Source organism: Streptomyces sp. NPDC054887 (assembly GCF_053610585.1).
In genome coordinates, this window is sequence record NZ_JBSGYQ010000006.1 from 164,358 (window position 1) to 177,763 (window position 13,406).

General features: G+C 72.0%; 12 protein-coding genes and 1 pseudogene. 6 read left to right on the forward strand and 7 right to left on the reverse strand.

The genetic code is table 11. From position 1 onward, the window contains the following. Positions 1 to 17: 17 nt before the first annotated feature. From ACWGH0_RS05635 to ACWGH0_RS05655, 5 genes are all read right to left on the reverse strand, one after another. On the reverse strand, positions 18 to 1,253 hold the full coding sequence (locus ACWGH0_RS05635) for a patatin-like phospholipase family protein (protein WP_453402847.1): 1,236 nt from the start codon (positions 1,251 to 1,253) through the stop codon (positions 18 to 20). Further along, positions 1,250 to 2,329, reverse strand: a complete 1,080-nt coding sequence (locus ACWGH0_RS05640; protein ID WP_453402848.1) for a ComEC/Rec2 family competence protein — start codon at positions 2,327 to 2,329, stop codon at positions 1,250 to 1,252. The genes ACWGH0_RS05635 and ACWGH0_RS05640 overlap by 4 nt, the downstream gene beginning before the upstream one ends. Positions 2,330 to 2,389: 60 nt before the next feature. Next, on the reverse strand, positions 2,390 to 4,156 hold the full coding sequence (locus ACWGH0_RS05645) for a S8 family serine peptidase (protein WP_453402849.1): 1,767 nt from the start codon (positions 4,154 to 4,156) through the stop codon (positions 2,390 to 2,392). A gap of 127 nt (positions 4,157 to 4,283) precedes the next feature. Beyond that, positions 4,284 to 4,913 (reverse strand): alpha-ketoglutarate-dependent dioxygenase AlkB, encoded by a 630-nt coding sequence (locus tag ACWGH0_RS05650; protein ID WP_453402850.1) that lies wholly within the window; start codon positions 4,911 to 4,913, stop codon positions 4,284 to 4,286. 35 nt (positions 4,914 to 4,948) lie between these two features. Further along, the gene (locus ACWGH0_RS05655; protein WP_453402851.1) at positions 4,949 to 5,989 is read right to left on the reverse strand and encodes an enoyl-CoA hydratase/isomerase family protein; all 1,041 of its coding nucleotides are present in this window, start codon (positions 5,987 to 5,989) and stop codon (positions 4,949 to 4,951) included. Between the two features lie 246 nt (positions 5,990 to 6,235). Between ACWGH0_RS05655 and tdh the strand changes: the two genes are divergently transcribed. The 3 genes from tdh to ACWGH0_RS05670 all read left to right on the forward strand — a co-directional run bounded on the left by tdh (position 6,236) and on the right by ACWGH0_RS05670 (position 9,484). Beyond that, complete coding sequence (gene tdh / locus ACWGH0_RS05660; protein WP_453402852.1) at positions 6,236 to 7,264, forward strand: L-threonine 3-dehydrogenase; 1,029 nt, start codon at positions 6,236 to 6,238, stop codon at positions 7,262 to 7,264. A 124-nt stretch (positions 7,265 to 7,388) separates the two neighbouring features. Continuing rightward, the gene (locus ACWGH0_RS05665) at positions 7,389 to 8,570 is read left to right on the forward strand and encodes a glycine C-acetyltransferase (protein ID WP_453402853.1); all 1,182 of its coding nucleotides are present in this window, start codon (positions 7,389 to 7,391) and stop codon (positions 8,568 to 8,570) included. After that, complete coding sequence (locus ACWGH0_RS05670) at positions 8,567 to 9,484, forward strand: LysR family transcriptional regulator (protein WP_453402854.1); 918 nt, start codon at positions 8,567 to 8,569, stop codon at positions 9,482 to 9,484. Before ACWGH0_RS05665 ends, ACWGH0_RS05670 begins: the two co-directional genes overlap by 4 nt. A 34-nt stretch (positions 9,485 to 9,518) precedes the next feature. Here the strand turns inward: ACWGH0_RS05670 and ACWGH0_RS05675 are convergent. Both ACWGH0_RS05675 and ACWGH0_RS05680 read right to left on the reverse strand, forming a co-directional pair. Next, positions 9,519 to 9,677 (reverse strand): annotated as a pseudogene (locus ACWGH0_RS05675) (hydroxyurea phosphotransferase); the annotation flags it as partial. Positions 9,678 to 9,896: 219 nt separating this feature from the next. Next, the gene (locus tag ACWGH0_RS05680; protein ID WP_453402855.1) at positions 9,897 to 10,871 is read right to left on the reverse strand and encodes a slipin family protein; all 975 of its coding nucleotides are present in this window, start codon (positions 10,869 to 10,871) and stop codon (positions 9,897 to 9,899) included. Between the two features lie 161 nt (positions 10,872 to 11,032). Between ACWGH0_RS05680 and rpmF the strand changes: the two genes are divergently transcribed. The 3 genes from rpmF to ACWGH0_RS05695 all read left to right on the forward strand — a co-directional run bounded on the left by rpmF (position 11,033) and on the right by ACWGH0_RS05695 (position 13,291). Further along, entirely contained in the window at positions 11,033 to 11,203 is a 171-nt protein-coding gene (rpmF, locus tag ACWGH0_RS05685; protein WP_028814853.1) for a 50S ribosomal protein L32, read from the forward strand. Between the two features lie 5 nt (positions 11,204 to 11,208). Then, positions 11,209 to 12,396 carry a GTP-binding protein gene (locus ACWGH0_RS05690; RefSeq protein WP_453402856.1) on the forward strand — a complete coding sequence of 396 codons (1,188 nt, stop codon included), beginning with the start codon at positions 11,209 to 11,211 and terminating at the stop codon, positions 12,394 to 12,396. Positions 12,397 to 12,571: 175 nt separating this feature from the next. Next, entirely contained in the window at positions 12,572 to 13,291 is a 720-nt protein-coding gene (locus tag ACWGH0_RS05695) for a hypothetical protein (protein ID WP_453402857.1), read from the forward strand. Positions 13,292 to 13,406: the final 115 nt, after the last annotated feature.

The window sequence follows — 13,406 nt, forward strand, 5'->3', positions numbered from 1 at the left end:
GAAGGACCCGGCCGGGTTCAGAGCGGCGGCGGTGTCAGGGCGGCCGGGTCCGGCAGGAGGTGCGGGTGGTACGCGGCCAGTCCGGCGCCCGCGAGCCACCAGCCCCGGTACACCAGCGCCCGGCACAGGCCGGCGTCGAGGCGGTCGAAGACGGTCGGTACGAGCGCGAGGTCCCGGCCGTCGTGCGCGCGGTGCTCGTCGAAGGCGTCCCGCCACCCGCGGAGCGGAGCGGAGCCGTCGGGCGGGAAGTCGGTGGAGAGTCCGACGAGTACGCCCCGGCGCGCGCCGGGCGGCACGTCGCCGTCGCCGCCGGCGCCCTGCTGGAAGCGCTCGACGATGGCGCGGGTCCGCAGGGCCGTGCTCTGGCGGTACAGCAGGGAGTTGGCCCGGGCGAGGTCGCGGATCACCGGGACGCGGCCGTACACGCCGGGCCGCAGCAGCCCTCCGGCGTTGAGCACGAGGACGAAGGCGTGCCGGTAGCGCTCGCTGTCGATCGCCTCAAGGCCGGTGTTGTCGTACGTTCCGCCGTCCAGCAGGGCCGGTGGGTGGGCGGCGCAGGGGAAGTGCGCCCGGTCCAGGACGAGGGGCGGGAACGCGCCGGGCACGGCGGCGGAGGCGGCCACGGCGAGGCTCAGTCTCAGACCCGTGCCGGAGGTCCGGGCGAGTCCGGTCGTGTAGTCGCCGAAGACGTCGCGTTCGAAGGTGAACCGTGCCCCGGTGGTGAGGTTCGCCGCGTTCAGGATCCAGCGGGCCTCCGGGTCCAGGTCCGCCAGCTCGATCCCGTCGAAGAACCACTCGTCCAGACGCCGTGCCATGAGTTCGGTCCGGGTGGTCGGGCCGGCCGTCCGCCACAGGCCGCGCAGGAGCGCCCTCTTGAACGAGCGGGAGGAGACGCGCCGCAGAACCGGTTCGACGACGAGTTCGTCGACCGCCTCGGTGCTCCAGGCCCGCTCCCTGAGGGCCGGCCAGGCTGTCGCGAGGAACGCGTTCGCGACGGAGCCGCCGGACACGGAGGAGGCGTACCGCAGACCGGACAGCAGCCCGGCGTCGGCCAGCAGGCGTACGAATCCCAGCGCGGAGAGCGTGGCGCGGAAGCCGCCGCCGGAGAGGGTGAGGGCGACGGGCCGGGTCGCGGGGGGCGGTTCGGCCGGGCGGAGCGTGTCGCCGCACGGCCGTGCCTTCAGGCCGGTGCCCACGGCGGGTGAGTCCACGACCCAGGGGGTCGCGGTGGTGTGCCGGGTGGAGCCGTTCATAGCTGGTCACCGACTTCTATGACGAGTGCGGGGTCCGTGGGCGGCCGGATGTCGACCTCGAAACTGCGCCTGCGGCCGAGGGCGTTCAGGGCGTCGGTGGCGAAGTCGATGTCGTTGGTGAGGTGGATGACGTACGCGTCGTCCGCGTCACGGGACTCCACGAGCCAGCGCAGGGTGTCCTCGTGGGGGTGGTGGTGTCTGATCCCGTCGGCGGACACCACGTAGTGGTCGGCGTGCACGCTCTCGAAGAAGTCGGGCTCCACATTGCGCTCGCTGCCGTGGTGCGGCAGCTTGAGCAGGTCGACGTGGAGGGGCTGCCCGTCGGTGAGCAGTCCGCCGCTGCGCAGCCCGGCGAGGATGCGGTCGCCCCGGGCGTCGCCCGTGAGCAGGGCGGTGCGCCCTTCGTGCGTCAGCAGCAGGACGATGCTCGACAGGTTCGGTACGGAGCCGTCGGTGTACGCCGCCGAGATCACCTCCGGGTCGCCCCGCTTCTTCGCCTCGCGCCAGCGCTTCTCCAGCTTCGCGAGGGCTTCGTCGTCGGGGGCGACGACGGTGACGTGGAGGTCGTCGAGCGTCGTCTCGGCGCCTTCGGTCAGCGGCCCGTCGAACAAGGGGTTACCGGTCAGGCCCAGCGCCGCCGCCTCGTCGCGGACGGCCCGTCCCTGCCCGTAACTCGCCTTGACCGGGCCGCTGTCGGTCAGCGCGGCGTCGACGAGCGGCTGGACGGACGCGCTCAGGCCCGGGGCCCGCCGGTCGACGAGTTCCTCCACGGAGTTGAACCACAGCCGGCTCACCGCGAACGGCTCCGGAAGCTCCTCGCGCCGGGCACGCCGTATCTCGGCGAGGAGCCTGAGCAGTCCGGCGGTGTGGTCGTCGTCGACGTGGGACAGGCAGACGACATCGAGCACGGGGACGCCGTCACCGCCCGGTTCGAGCCGCGTCAGCCGGTCGCGCAGCGAGGCTTCGTAGACTCCGCCGGGGCCGCCGTCGACGAGCATGACGCGCCCGTCCGGCCGTCCCCAGCGTACGAGGAAGCAGTCCCCGTGCCGGGCGTCGAGGAAATCGAAGGTGAGCATCGCGGGTCGCCTTCCTCCTTCTCTGCCGCTTGCCGGCCGGCCGTCGCCCCGCGCCCCCCGTCAGACGGACTGCATGGCCCGCAGGACGTCGACCAGGCCGTGTCCCTGGAAGTCGCGCTCGCGGGCGAGGTCCGTCGCCGTGGAGCACAGGATCTGTTTGACCCGCTCGGGGCGGCCGAGGAGTTCCCTGTTGCGGGCCAGCAGCATCGCCGCGGCTCCGCTGACGTGGGCGGCGGCCTGGCTGGTGCCGTGCATGGCCGAGATGCCCGCGCCGGGGATGGGGCCGTCGATGTCCTCGCCGGGCGCGAGGAGGTCCGGCTTCGGCCTGCCGTCGCCCGTGGGGCCGCGGCTGGAGAAGTAACTGACGCCGTGGCGGTGCGGGTTGCTGCGGTGCGTCGAGCCGACGGTGATGACCGACTCCGCGTTGCCCGGGTCGGAGATGCTGATGCTGCGGTAGTCGGCGCCCAGTGTCCGGACGGCTCCGCCGAACCCGGCGTTCCCGGCCGCCGTGACGACTACGACACCCGAGCGCACGAGGTGGTCGCACTCGATGCAGACGGGTGTCCATCCGGTGGAGTGGCTCGCCACGTCGTGCGGTACGGAGAGGCTGATGTTGACCCCGGCGATGACGAACCGGCCGGCCTGCTCGTTGATGTGCCGGATCGCCTGGAGCGCCGTCACGATGGAGAACTCGTCGCCCTCGCCCCCGTCGTCGAGGACCCGGAAGTCGTACAGGCGGATCTGCGGGCAGATGCCGCGGAACGCGCGGTCCGGCCAGCTCGCGCCGAGGATGCCGGCGACGTGGGTGCCGTGGTGGTCGCCCGGTGTCGTGTACGGCATGTCGGTCCGCATCGCCCGGGCCTGCCCCGCGGGCAGTTCCATCTCGACGTACGGCAGGGCGCGGTTCCAGTCGATCAGCCCGTTCTCCAGCGCGTCGGCCGACAGGGTGCCCCGTACGCCCACGAAGTTGAACGCCCGGGTGACGCGGGAGGCGAGTTGCTTCGCCGGGGTGACGGAGGTGTCCCAGCCGTAGAAGGCGGGGTGGCGGGCGTCGATGCCGCTGTCGACGACGGCCCAGCCGATCGAGCCGCAGTCGACGGAGAACACCTGCTCGGCGGCGTCCGCCTTGATGGTCGACCGGGAGCGGACGACCGCCGGGGCGGCCTGACGGTTCGTCGTCACCGACGTGACCGGGTGGCGCTGCCTGCGGTCGATGACCCCGCGCGCCGGCAGGTCCGCCGGCCGGGTCAGGGGCGAATCCACGGCGACGGCCGCCAGCATGCCGGTCATCAGCCGGACGGTCGCCGCTTCGTCGGCCGGCTCGCCCGGCCGGTCCGCCTGCGAGGAGGCGATGACGCCGTGCAGCAGGTTGAGAAACCATTCGAGGTGTTTGCCGCGCTCCTGGCGCCGTTCGATGTTGTCGTGCACGTCGCTGGTCGGCGGGCTCTTCACATGGCCGTGGAGAGCCGCCTCGATGCCCGGCTGCCCCACCTGTTCGGCGATCTCCTGGGCGAGGCGCACCAGGCTGAGGAGGTTCGTCATGGGCAGGACCGCGCGCACCACTTCGCCGAGCGTGAGGCGCGCCGCCACGAAGCTGCCCGCGGCGACCGGTTCGCACTCCGTCATCTCCAGTTCCCTGAAGTGCTGGAGGACGAGCAGGGCGCCGTGCTCCTCGTTGATCGCCAGGATCAGATCCTCGCGGTGCTCCGGCGGGCACGGCTGGGCCAGTGCCAGCCAGGCGTCGAAACGCACCGGGCAGTTGGTGGCCCACGGAACGGGAAACGGTCCCTGCCCGTAGAACGCCGCCTCTAGTCGGTCGCGGTCCATAAGGGCTCCCGGATCCCTGGTCAGCCGCTGCGGCGGCTGTGACGGAGGGACGGACATCGGCGGAACCGGTGTTACGGGTGGTGCTCCCATTCTCCGTCCGCGCCCGGGGGGCCGCAACAACGGGCGTTCAGCGCACGCCCTGTGGGCGGAACTGCACGCTGATGCGCGGCCCCACGGCCCGTGACGTCTTGGGAATCGCGTGTTCCCAGGTGCGTTGGCAACTGCCGCCCATGACGATGAGGTCGCCGTGCCCGAGCGGCTTGTGCACCGTGGCGGCGTCACGCCGGCGCGGACGCAGCGCGAGCTGGCGGGGCGCGCCCAGCGACATGATCGCGACCATGGTGTCCTCGGTGCTGCCGCGGCCGATGGTGTCGCCGTGCCAGGCAACGCTGTCCCGTCCGTCACGGTAGAGGCAGAGCCCGGCGGTCACGAACGGTTCGCCGAGCTCGGCGGCGTAGTGGGCGTTCAGGGCGGTACGGGCCTCTTCGAGGCTCGGGTGCGGCAGGGCGTCGTCCGCGCCGAAGAACGCCAGCAGGCGCGGCACCTCGACCACGCGCTCGTACATGACCCGCTGCTCGGCGCGCCACTCGACGTCGTGCGCCAGTGCGTCGAAGAGGGCGTCGGCCCCGGTGGCCCACTGCGGCAGCACGTCGATCCAGGCGCCGTGGCCCAGGTCGGTGCGGCGCAGTCCGTGCAGCGGTCCGAGGGCGATCTCGTCCCCCTGGTCGAAGAGCGAACCCTGGAGGTGTACGGCCATGCCCCCAGCGTACCGCCACTCAAACGTGTGTGCGATTACAGTGCGAGGGGCTCGACCTCCCGGCCGGGCGGGGCGAAGAACTCCGCCACCCGCGCGTCGGTGACCTCCGCGAGGGTGCGCGGGGACCAGCGCGGGGAGCGGTCCTTGTCGATCACCTGGGCGCGGATGCCCTCGACCAGGTCGGGCGAGGACAGCGCCGCGCACGAGACGCGGTACTCCTGCTCCAGGACCTGGGCCAGTGTGCCGAGCGCCGCCGCCCGGCGCATCGCGGTCAGCGTCACCTTGAGGGCCAGGGGCGACTTGCCGAGGATCGTGCCGGCCGCCTCCTTGGCCGCCGGCTCGCCGCTGTCGAGGAGCCGGTCGAGGATCTCCTCCACGGTGCCCGCCGCGTAGCAGTGGTCGATCCAGTCGCGGTGGGCGGCGAGCTGCCCGTCCGGCGCCGGGCGGGCATACCGGGCCACCGCGTCCGCCGCCTCCCGCGTCGCGAGGTCGGCGAGCAGGCCGGGCAGCCGGTCCGACGGCACGAAGTGGTCGGCGAGCCCGCACAGCAGGGCGTCCGCCGCGCCGACCGCCGTACCCGTGAGGGCCAGGTGGGTGCCGAGTTCGCCGGGGGCCCGCGACAGCAGCCAGGTGCCGCCGACGTCCGGCACGAAACCGATGCCGGTCTCCGGCATGGCGACCCGGGAGCGCTCGGTGACGACGCGGACGCCGCCGTGCGCGGAGATCCCGACGCCGCCGCCCATCACGATGCCGTCCATGACGGCGACGTACGGCTTGGAGTAGCGCGCGATGTGCGCGTTCAGCCGGTACTCGTCGCGCCAGAACGCGGCGGAGGCGGTGCCCCCGGCGACGGCGTCCGCGTGGATCGACCGGATGTCCCCGCCCGCGCACAGGCCCCGCTCCCCCGCCCCGGTGACCACCACGGTCGCGACCGCCGGGTCCCGTTCCCAGGCGGCGAGCGCGGCGGCGGCCCGGTTCACCATGGCGTGGTCGAGGGCGTTGATCGCGCGGGGACGGTTCAGCGTGAGGCGGGCGGCGTGCCCGTCGGTGCGCAGGAGCACGGAGTCGTCGGTCATCGGGGGTTCGGGTCCTTCCAACGGTCGCGGACGGTCTTTCTACACCCGGCCGTCCTCCGGCCGCCCGGCGGGCGGGCACGACGGCCCCCGGGGCCCCCGGCGGGTGAGTCCGGGACCGTCCCGGCGCGCCGCGTGAAGCTCCGCTGTCGGCCCGGTTAAGAAAACCTCGATGGACCGCGCGCCGCCGGCGCGACAGATTGGTACGCGTTCACGATCTCCCCCGCACCCCCGCCTGGAGCCGAAGCCATGAAGGCACTTGTCAAGCAGTACGCCGAGCCCGGGCTGTGGCTGATGGACGTGCCGGAGCCGGAGACGGGCCCCGGTGACGTGCTGATCAAGGTGCTGCGCACCGGCATCTGCGGCACGGACCTGCACATCAGGTCATGGGACGGCTGGGCGCAGCAGGCCGTCTCCACGCCGCTGGTCCTCGGCCACGAGTTCGTGGGCGAGGTCGCGGCCGTCGGCGCCGACGTCCAGGACATCGCGGTCGGGGACCTGGTCAGCGGCGAGGGCCACCTGGTGTGCGGGAAGTGCCGCAACTGCCTGGCGGGACGCCGCCACCTGTGCCGCTCCACGGTGGGACTCGGTGTCGGCCGCGACGGCGCCTTCGCCGAGTACGTCGCCCTGCCGGCGTCCAACGTGTGGGTGCACCGCGCGAAGGTCGACCTGGACGTGGCCGCGATCTTCGACCCGTTCGGCAACGCGGTGCACACGGCGCTCTCCTTCCCGCTGGTCGGCGAGGACGTGCTGATCACCGGCGCGGGCCCCATCGGCATCATGGCGGCGGCCGTCGCCCGGCACGCCGGTGCGCGCAACGTGGTGATCACCGACGTCAGCGAGTCCCGTCTGGAGATCGCCCGCAAGGCCGGCGCGACCCTGGCCCTCAACGTCGCGGAGTCGGACATCGCCGACGCGCAGCGGCAGCTGGGCCTCAAGGAGGGCTTCGACATCGGTCTGGAGATGTCGGGCCGGCCGGAGGCGATGCGGGACATGGTCGCGAACATGACGCACGGCGGGCGGATCGCGATGCTCGGCCTGCCGGCCGAGGAGTTCGCGGTCGACTGGTCGAAGATCGTGACGTCGATGATCACCGTCAAGGGGATCTACGGGCGCGAGATGTTCGAGACCTGGTACGCCATGACGGTGCTGCTGGAGGGCGGCCTCGACCTGAGCCCCGTCATCACGGGGAGCTACGCGCACCAGGACTTCGACGCGGCGTTCGACGAGGCGGCGACCGCCCGCAGCGGCAAGATCATCCTCGACTGGACCACCTGAGTCCGTACCGCCCCACCGCCCGGGCGCCGCGTCGCGCCGACCGCCCGGTCACGGCGCCCGGTCCCGCGCCGCGCCGAGCCGCCCGGACCGCCCACCCCACACCACCGCAGGGAGAGCCCGCCCCATGTTCACCTCCGTCCGCGAAGACCTCCGCACCACCCTCGACGAGATCCGCACCGCCGGCCTCTACAAGCCCGAGCGCGTCATCGCCACCCCCCAGAGCGCCTCCGTGTCCGTCCCCTCCGGCGACGTGCTGAACTTCTGCGCCAACAACTACCTGGGCCTCGCCGACCACCCCGAGGTCGTCGCCGCCGCCAAGGACGCCCTGGACCGCTGGGGCTACGGCATGGCCTCGGTCCGTTTCATCTGCGGCACCCAGGAGATCCACAAGGAGCTGGAGCAGCGCCTCTCCGCCTTCCTCGGCCAGGAGGACACGATCCTGTACTCCTCCTGCTTCGACGCCAACGGCGGCGTCTTCGAGACCCTCCTCGGCCCCGAGGACGCGGTCATCTCCGACGCCCTGAACCACGCGTCGATCATCGACGGCATCCGCCTGTCCAAGGCCCGCCGCCACCGCTACGCCAACCGCGACCTCGCCGACCTGGAGCAGCAGCTCAAGGACACCCAGGACGCCCGCCGGCGCCTGATCGTCACCGACGGCGTGTTCTCCATGGACGGTTACGTCGCCCCGCTCGCCGAGATCTGCGACCTCGCCGACCGCTACGACGCCATGGTCATGGTCGACGACTCGCACGCCGTCGGCTTCGTCGGCCCCGAGGGCCGCGGCACCCCCGAGCTGCACGGCGTGATGGACCGGGTCGACATCATCACCGGCACGCTCGGCAAGGCGCTCGGCGGCGCGTCCGGCGGTTACGTCGCGGCCCGCGCGGAGATCGTCGAGCTGCTGCGCCAGCGTTCGCGCCCGTACCTCTTCTCGAACTCCCTCGCCCCGGTGATCGCCGCCGCGTCGATCAAGGTCCTGGACCTGCTGGAGTCGGCGGGCGAGCTGCGCGAGCGCCTGACCGCCAACACGAAGCTCTTCCGTACGAAGATGACCGAGGCCGGTTTCGAGATCCTGCCCGGCGACCACGCCATCGCGCCCGTCATGATCGGCGACGCCGCGGAGGCCGGCCGCATGGCGGAGCTGCTGCTGGAGCGCGGCGTGTACGTGATCGGCTTCTCGTACCCGGTGGTCCCCATGGGGGCGGCGCGCATCCGGGTCCAGCTCTCGGCGGCGCACTCGACCGCCGACGTCGAGCGGGCCGTGGCGGCCTTCGTCGACGCCCGCGCGACAATGGCTGTGTGATCGACCCCAGACGACTGCGCATCCTGCGGGCCGTGGCGGACCACCGGACGGTGACCGCCGCGGCGGCCGCGCTGTACCTGACCCCGTCAGCCGTGTCCCAGCAGCTCGCCGCGCTGGAGCAGGAGACCGGGCACACGCTGCTGACCCGCAGCGGCCGGGGCGTACGGCTGACGGCGGCGGGCGACATCCTGCTGGCCCACGCCAACGCGGTGCTCTCCCAGCTGGAGCGGGCGGAGGCCGAGCTGGCGGCGTACGCAGGCGGGGCGGCCGGCGAGGTACGGGTGGTCGCCTTCGCGACCGGCATCGCGGAGGTGCTGGCCCCGGCGATCAGCCGTCTCGCGGACGGCCACCCCGGCATCCGGGTCCGGGTGCGGGACGCCGAGGGCGACGAGAGCCTGCCGCTGGTGCTGGACGGCGAGGCGGACGTGGCGCTGGCGGTGGAGTACCGGGGGGCGCCCCGCGAGGACGACCGGCGCCTCGCTCGCGTACCGCTCTACGCGGAGCCCTTCGACGCCGTCCTGCACGCGTCGCACCCGCTCGGCCAGAACCCCGAGGTCGCCCTGGCGGAGCTGGCCGACAGCGACTGGATCGGCCCGTATCCCGGCAATCCCTGCCACGACGTGATGCTGCTGGCCTGCGAACTCGCCGGTTTCCAGCCGCGCCTGGCGCACTCGTCGGACGACTTCCGCGCCGTCGTGGCGCTGGCGGGCGCGGGGGCGGGCGTGGCGCTGGTGCCGCGTTCGGCGCTGCGCGGGATGGAGCTCAAGGACACGGTGGTACGCCCGGTCGCCGGCCCGGCGGCCACCCGGCGGGTGTTCGCGGCGGTGCGCCGGGGGGCGGAGGACCACCCGTTGATCAAGCCGGTGCTGGACGCGCTCGCCGCGTCGGCGGCCGGTCTGTCCACCACCGCCTGACGGCGGCCCGCGCATACAGCGCCCAGCGGCTCGGCAGGGCGGTGGCTACGGCGACCCGGGCCGGTTCGAGCGCGGTCTCGCCGTCCTCGACGTCCCACAGGGCGTTCCGCACGACGCGGCCGGGTGTCCAGCCCGCCGCCCGCCGGCGGTCCAGGCCGAGGACCTCCGTCAGCAGGTCGAAGCGGCGGCGACACGCCGCCGGCCCATCCGTACGCGAACTCACCGCCCTGGGGCCGGAGACGGCACCACGCCATCACGACCCGGTACGCACAACAGCCCTCGCGTCACGACACGCCAACGACCCGCCCGTACGCGAACACACCGCCCGGGGGCGGGAGACGGCGGCAGGCCGTCACGTCCCGGTACGCACGACCGCTCGCGTCACGGCACCGGCGCGTGACGGTGCTCGCCGTCACGACCGGGCGAAGTCACCCGTCTCACCCGTGACGGCCTGCGCCCGCTCCGCCGCCGGGTCCGCCGCCCCCTCCGCCTGCGGTAGTCGGGGTTCCGCAGCCTCGTCGGTCAGTGGCTGCCGGGGCTCGGCCGCCGGGGTCTGCGGGTGCTCCGGTGCGGCGCCGGCGCCCGTCCGCCCCCGCTGCCGCTCCTGCTCCGGCGGCGGCCCCTGCTGCTGCGCGGCCCGCTCCAGGAACCGCAGCAGCTCCACGGGGAAGGGCAGTACCAGCGTCGAGTTCTTCTCGGCCGCCACCGCCACCACCGTCTGGAGCAGGCGCAGTTGCAACGCCGCCGGCTGGTCGGACATGACCCCGGCCGCCTCCGCCAGCTTCTTCGACGCCTGGAGTTCCGCGTCCGCGTTGATCACGCGGGCCCGCCGTTCACGGTCGGCCTCGGCCTGCCGGGCCATGGACCGCTTCATCGTCTCGGGCAGCGACACGTCCTTGATCTCGACCCGGTCGATGGACACGCCCCATCCGACGGCCGGGCTGTCCAGCATGAGCTCCAGGCCCTGGTTGAGCTTCTCCCGGTTCGACAGCAGGTCGTCGAGGTCGCTCTTGCCGATGATCGAGCGCAGCGACGTCTGCGCCATCTGGGAGACCGCGAAGCGGTAGTCCTCCACCCTCACCACGGCGTCGGCGGCGTCCATCACCTTGAAGTAGATGACCGCGTCCACCCGCACCGTGACGTTGTCGCGGGTGATGCCGTCCTGGGCGGGCACCGGCATCGTCACGATCTGCATGTTGACTTTCCGCAACCGGTCGACGCCGGGCACGATCATGGTGAAACCGGGGCCCCGGACGTCCTGGCGCAGCCGCCCGAGGCGGAAGACCACGCCCCGCTCGTACTGCCGCACCACGCGCGCCCCAGCCGCCACGTACACCACGGCGGCCGCTCCCGTGGCCGCCCCGACTGCCAAAAGCTCCTCGAGCATCACGACCCCCAATGGGTCCGAGTCGCATCTTGATTGTCACCATACGCCCGGGTATGCACCTGGGTCGAGAAGCGAGTCGGGGCCGCAATTGAACATGGAATCCATTTGCATGTAGCGTTCGGTGACCGCGCACCCGCCCGCTCTCCCACCAGGAGGACCCCATGGCCGTACCCAAGCGGAAGATGTCCCGCAGCAACACCCGGCACCGGCGCGCCCAGTGGAAGGCCACCACGCCGCAGCTCGTCCCCGTCACCGTCGACGGCTCCGTGTACCGCGTGCCGCAGCGGCTGGCCAAGGCGTACGAGCGCGGCCTGCTGCGCCCCGAGGGCTGACCGGCGTGAGCGACCCGACCCTCCCCGGCCGCGGCCGGCTGCCCGTCACCGTGCTCTCCGGGTTCCTCGGGGCCGGCAAGACGACCCTCCTCAACCACATCCTGGGCAACCGGGACGGCCTGCGCGTCGCCGTGATCGTCAACGACATGAGCGAGGTCAACATCGACGCCGCGCTCGTACGGGGCGGCACCGCGGCGCTCTCGCGCACCGAGGAGCGTCTGGTCGAGATGACCAACGGCTGCATCTGCTGCACCCTGCGCGACGACCTGCTCGAAGAGGTCGAGCGGCTGGCCGGGGAGGGCCGTTTCGACTACCTGCTCATCGAATCGAGCGGCATCTCCGAACCCATGCCGGTCGCCGCCACGTTCGCGTTCCCGCGCGACGACGGGGCGACCCTCGGCGACCTGGCCCGCCTCGACACCATGGTCACCGTCGTCGACGCGGCGGGATTCCTGCCCGAGCTGAACAGTGGCGACGCGCTCGCCGAACGCGGCCTCGACCAGTACGAGGACGACGACCGCACGGTCAGCGACCTGCTGATGGACCAGATCGAGTTCGCCGACGTCATCGTCCTCAACAAGCTCGACCTCGTCGACACAAAGACCGCCCACCGCCTGCGGGCGGCCCTCTCCCGCCTCAACCCGGCGGCCAGGATCGTCGCGGCCACCCACGGCCGCGTGCCGCCCGCCGAGGTGCTCGGCACCGGGCTCTTCGACCTGGAGCGCGCCCAGCAGGCGCCGGGCTGGGTGCGGGAGCTGAACGGCGACCACGTACCGGAGACCGAGGAGTACGACATCTCCAGCACGGTGTTCCGCGCGGACCGCCCCTTCCACCCCGGACGCCTGTGGGAGTTCGTCACCGCCGGACTGGACAGCGGGGCGTACGGCCGGATCCTGCGCTCCAAGGGCTTCTTCTGGCTGACCACCCGGCCGCGCGTCACCGGCCTGTGGTCGCAGGCCGGCGCGGTGGCCCGCTTCGAGCCCTCGGGCGCACGGGACGCCGACACCGAGCAGGGGCAGGAACTCGTCTTCATCGGTACGGGCCTGCGGGCGGAGGCGCTGCACACCGCGCTGACGGCGTGCCTGGCCACCCCCGGGGAGGAAGCCCCGGCGCACGACCCCTTCCCGGCCTGGGAGACGTACGGCATCGACGACGCCTGCGCGCACGAGTCCGAGGCGGCTCGGGAAGCCTGAACCAGCGCCATCCATTCGGACGCGATTTTCGCTGCCTATTGTGCGACGAATAGCGCCAAGCAGGGGAATTTCTCGGGAATACGCCCTCCGATGCATCCGCGAACGTAACTGCTCACACGGCTCTTTTTCCGCATCGCCAGGGTCTTATTTCACTTCACCGAGAAAGCAGGACCGCATGCGAGCCATTCGAGCCCTTGTCGTCGCCATTTCCGTGGGCGCGCTTTCGCTGGGCACGACCACCATCTCCCAGGCAATCAACCTGGAACACCCCGGAGTCGGGAAGGGCCAGCAGTCCCAGCGCTTCATGGGCGGGGAAAAGGGCGGCGACAAGGGCCCCAAGAAGGTCGTGCACAAGATCGTGCACATCGAGAAGAACAAGCTCATCCACAGCTGCCAGGGCACGTTCAAGTACTGCACGAAGAATGTCGTGTACAGCCCGACCATCCTGGACGGTCTCACCACCGGCCTTATCGGCCTGATCGGCAACAACGGCACGACCAACGGCTCGACCGGCATGAACGGAACCAACGGGACCAACGGAACCAATGGCACGAACGGAACCAACGGAACCAGCACCAACGGAACCAGCACCAACGGCGGCGGGGAGGCGCAGTGGTGTTCGCCGGGCTTCTGGCGTAACCACCACCCGGAGGCGTGGGGCCCCACGGGCCTGAACGGCTCCGAGTCCTACAGCTCGGTGTTCGACGGCGACCTGCCCTCGCGGTCGCGGCGGGGCGTCAGGGAGAACGCACCGCTCAACCCGTCGATCCTCTACGTCCTCCAGCACCCCCAGTACTACGGCGGTGACGACACGAACCGCATCGCGGACGAGCTGAGCGACCGGGACCCCCGTATCAACTTCACGGGCCAGCGCGTCGACAACTGCCCGCTCTAGTGACCACGGCCCGGGGGGGGGGGCCAGCCCGGCCCCCCCCGGGCCGAACGGCTTTTGGCTCAAAGAAAAAAGAAGAATAAAAAAAAAAAAAAAAGACCCGACAATGAAAAAGTTT

Bases quoted from the DNA above. Each gene is read 5' to 3' on its own strand.
- ACWGH0_RS05645 (WP_453402849.1), bottom strand. From the start codon at position 4,156: ATGGACCGCGACCGACTAGAGGCGGCGTTCTACGGGCAGGGACCGTTT.
- ACWGH0_RS05640 (WP_453402848.1), bottom strand. From the start codon at position 2,329: ATGCTCACCTTCGATTTCCTCGACGCCCGGCACGGGGACTGCTTCCTC.
- rpmF (WP_028814853.1), top strand. From the start codon at position 11,033: ATGGCCGTACCCAAGCGGAAGATGTCCCGCAGCAACACCCGGCACCGG.
- ACWGH0_RS05695 (WP_453402857.1), top strand. From the start codon at position 12,572: ATGCGAGCCATTCGAGCCCTTGTCGTCGCCATTTCCGTGGGCGCGCTT.
- ACWGH0_RS05635 (WP_453402847.1), bottom strand. From the start codon at position 1,253: ATGAACGGCTCCACCCGGCACACCACCGCGACCCCCTGGGTCGTGGAC.
- ACWGH0_RS05650 (WP_453402850.1), bottom strand. From the start codon at position 4,913: ATGGCCGTACACCTCCAGGGTTCGCTCTTCGACCAGGGGGACGAGATC.
- ACWGH0_RS05680 (WP_453402855.1), bottom strand. From the start codon at position 10,871: ATGCTCGAGGAGCTTTTGGCAGTCGGGGCGGCCACGGGAGCGGCCGCC.
- ACWGH0_RS05655 (WP_453402851.1), bottom strand. From the start codon at position 5,989: ATGACCGACGACTCCGTGCTCCTGCGCACCGACGGGCACGCCGCCCGC.
- tdh (WP_453402852.1), top strand. From the start codon at position 6,236: ATGAAGGCACTTGTCAAGCAGTACGCCGAGCCCGGGCTGTGGCTGATG.
- ACWGH0_RS05665 (WP_453402853.1), top strand. From the start codon at position 7,389: ATGTTCACCTCCGTCCGCGAAGACCTCCGCACCACCCTCGACGAGATC.